The organism is Paraburkholderia sp. RL18-085-BIA-A, from assembly GCF_046027075.1.
Taxonomy (GTDB): Bacteria; Pseudomonadota; Gammaproteobacteria; order Burkholderiales; family Burkholderiaceae; genus Paraburkholderia.
This window is the reverse complement of sequence record NZ_JARESU010000334.1, coordinates 1-2,938: the sequence shown is the minus strand read 5'-3', so window position 1 is coordinate 2,938 and position 2,938 is coordinate 1. Positions and strand designations below refer to the sequence as shown.

4 protein-coding genes are annotated in these 2,938 nt (G+C 62.8%); 3 read left to right on the top strand and 1 reads right to left on the bottom strand.

The window, feature by feature from the left end:
- Window positions 1–72: 72 nt before the first annotated feature.
- From tnpA to tnpC, 3 genes are read left to right on the top strand one after another with little or no spacing between them, the layout of a single operon-like run.
- On the top strand, window positions 73–495 hold the full coding sequence (gene tnpA, locus P0D89_RS51970; protein WP_408371276.1) for an IS66-like element accessory protein TnpA: 423 nt from the start codon (window positions 73–75) through the stop codon (window positions 493–495).
- Window positions 492–839: an IS66 family insertion sequence element accessory protein TnpB gene (gene tnpB / locus P0D89_RS51965; protein WP_408371274.1), complete on the top strand. Its 348-nt coding sequence runs from the start codon at window positions 492–494 to the stop codon at window positions 837–839. The genes tnpA and tnpB overlap by 4 nt, the downstream gene beginning before the upstream one ends.
- Before the next feature lie 30 nt (window positions 840–869).
- Window positions 870–2,426, top strand: coding sequence for an IS66 family transposase (gene tnpC, locus P0D89_RS51960; protein WP_408379481.1), 1,557 nt, complete (start codon window positions 870–872; stop codon window positions 2,424–2,426).
- 109 nt (window positions 2,427–2,535) lie between these two features.
- Here the strand turns inward: tnpC and P0D89_RS51955 are convergent, their stop codons facing one another.
- The gene (locus tag P0D89_RS51955) at window positions 2,536–2,880 is read right to left on the bottom strand and encodes a hypothetical protein (protein ID WP_408379479.1); all 345 of its coding nucleotides are present in this window, start codon (window positions 2,878–2,880) and stop codon (window positions 2,536–2,538) included.
- Window positions 2,881–2,938 lie beyond the last annotated feature (58 nt).

The following is a 2,938-nucleotide window of genomic DNA, read 5'->3' as shown; positions in this document are numbered from 1 at the left end:
GTAAGCAACTCGCGAGGGCCATTCTGGACGACTGGTCGATGCTTTGGGTAATTTGGTGTCCACCAAATTATTGTGGGCACCAACGTGGACAAAACATCAAGCGCACGCACCAAGCGGCCGAATTTCCCGCTCGAGTTCAAGAGGCACCTGGTCGAGCAATCCTTTGAACCGGGTGCATCGGTTGCCCTGATCGCGCGCCGCAATGATGTCAACGCGAACCTGCTCTTCAAGTGGCGGCGAGCGTATCTCGAGGGAGCGTACGGTCTGCCGACGCTGTCCGGGCATGCGGCGCGGCAGGCGGAGTGCGAGATTCCGCCGTTATTGCCGGTGAACATCATCGACGGTACGTCTGTACAGGCGCCGCCGCCAACGGTCACTACAACTGAGCCGCTGGAGAGTGTCTGCGAGGTGGAGTTCGAGCGTGCACGCCTGCGCATTCGCGGCGAGGTCTCGCCGGAGACACTGCGGCTGCTGATTCGCGAGCTGTCGCGATGATCGGTCTGCCGGCGGGCACACGCATCTGGATTGCCGCGGGGGTGACCGACATGCGTTCCGGGTTCCAGGGCCTGGCCGCCAAGGTACAGGCGGCGCTTCAGGAGAATCCGCTGGGCGGTCACGTGTTCATCTTCCGCGGCCGTCGAGGTGATCTGATAAAAATTCTTTGGGCTACCAGCGACGGGCTATGGCTGCTTGCAAAGCGGCTCGAGCGTGGCCGCTTTGTCTGGCCGCAGGCCGATAGCGGCAAGATCCATCTGACCCAGGCCCAGCTGTCGATGCTGCTTGAGGGCATCGACTGGCGGCAGCCACGCCGTACCGCCGAGCCACTGTCGATGTTGTAAACCGCGCAACACCTGCGTAAACTGCGTGGCATGTCTGATGCCAGCGACCTTCCTGATGACATCGATGCACTCAAGGCCTTGTTGCTCGAGGCGCGGGCGTCCCTGGCAGAGCGCGATCTGGAAATCGAACGGCTCAAGGCACAGATCGACAAGCTCAAGCGCATGCAGTTCGGCCGCAAGTCCGAGAAACTGGACCGGCAAATTGCGGAACTTGAGACCCGACTGGATGATCTGACCGGCAGCCGTGGCGCAGCCGAAACGCGCGAAGCACAGGCCGGCGGCAGGAGCAGGTCCGACGCGCCCGAACGTGCTTCGCGCGAGGCGCTCCCGGACCACCTGCCGCGTGAGGAGCACGTGCTCGAGCCGGAGCCAACCTGCGCCGAATGCGGCGGCCAGATGCAAGCGCTGGGCGAGGACGTCTCCGAGCAGCTCGGCCGCATCGCGGCAGCGTTCAAGGTCATCCGCACCATCCGGCGCAAGAAGATCTGCGCCTGCTGCCGTCGCATCGTTCAGCCGCCGGCACCGAGCCTGCCGATTCAGCGCGGCATCGCGCACCCAAGCCTGCTTGCCGAGATCTTTGTGGCCAAGTATGCCGATCACCAGCCGCTTTACCGGCAGTCGGAGATCGCTGCACGCGAAAACGTCAAACTGGACCCGGCGAGCATGGGCCGCTGGGTTGGTCAGTGCGAGGCGCTCGTTGATCCGCTGGTGGAAGCGCTGCGCCGCTACGCGATGGGCGGCGTCAAGATCCATGCGGACGACACGCCGATCCCTGTGCTCGCGCCGGGCAACAAGAAGACAAAGACAGGCCGGCTGTGGGTCTATGTGCGTGATGACCGTCGGTCCGGTTCGAAGGAACCAGCCGCCGTCTGGTTTGCGTACTCGCCCAACCGGCAAGGCGTCCATCCCCAGCGCCATCTGACCGGCTTCAGCGGGATCCTGCAGGCAGACGCGTATTCGGGCTTCAACGAGCTGTTCCGGGACGGCTCGATGCGCGAGGCAGCATGCTGGGCGCACGCGAGGAGAAAGCTGTACGACATTCACGTGCGCACGCCGTCTGAAACCACGCAAAAGGCGCTCGACTATATTGGCAAGCTCTACGGCATCGAAGCCAGTATCCGCGGCAAGCCGCCTGCCGAGCGGCTGCGTGTGCGGCAGGAGAAGGCCAAACCGCTGCTTGAAACCTACGGTGCATGGCTCAGGGCAAAGCTCCAGACGCTGTCAACGAAGTCGGATACGGCCAAGGCCATCAACTACTCGCTCAATCAATGGGGCGCGCTGACGCTGTACTGCGACGATGGCACGGTGGAGATAGACAACAACATCGCGGAGAACGCGCTGCGCTGTGTCTCACTGGGACGAAAAAACTTCATGTTCGCCGGCTCTGACAGCGGCGGTGAGCGGGCAGCGGCGATGTACTCGCTGATCGCCACGTGCAAACTCAATGGCGTCGATCCGCGTGCTTACCTGTGCCATGTGCTGACCTGCATCGCCGATCACCCGATCAACCGCGTCGACGAATTGCTGCCCTGGCGCGTTGCCGCACACCTGCAAAATCCACCCCAACCTGCGGTTCCGACCGGTTGAACAACAGCGGTGGACAGCACGCCACGATCGCCCGGAACGGCTCACACGCGCTGAGCCAGTAGCCGACTGCACCTGGGACAGCGGTCCGTTACCCGGTAACGCTGAAGGGCTACCGTCGAACCTGGAAGTAGGTATCCCATTCTGCGGAGTCCGGATCGAGCCTGCGCACGATAGCCGCGTCCGCCCGCACTACCAGCCGCTCCAGCATCTCACGCTTCGTTACCGAGTAACGGCGTGCCAGCCGTGCGAGCGCGAGATCGGCTTCAGTGGTCACCCACATATCAAGCCGCCGCTCCCCGTTGCCATCGTTTCCAGCTGTCGCCCGCCTTGCCCGGAAGGCGGCCTGCCGCTCCGCTGTTGTTTGCGCCATCGGTTTCTCCTCGTCGTTGTTACCCGGTAACGATATGTCTGAATTCGTTACCGGGTAACGCAAAATACCCAAAGGAGATAGCATGTCCCGCTTCACATCGCGTCGTCCAGAAAAACCCGAACGGTCCAAGCGAGGCGCTTAC

Excerpts from the sequence above, each read along its gene's own strand:
- tnpB (WP_408371274.1), top strand. The coding sequence starts at position 492 with ATGATCGGTCTGCCGGCGGGCACACGCATCTGGATTGCCGCGGGGGTG.
- tnpC (WP_408379481.1), top strand. The coding sequence starts at position 870 with ATGTCTGATGCCAGCGACCTTCCTGATGACATCGATGCACTCAAGGCC.
- P0D89_RS51955 (WP_408379479.1), bottom strand. The coding sequence starts at position 2,880 with ATGCTATCTCCTTTGGGTATTTTGCGTTACCCGGTAACGAATTCAGAC.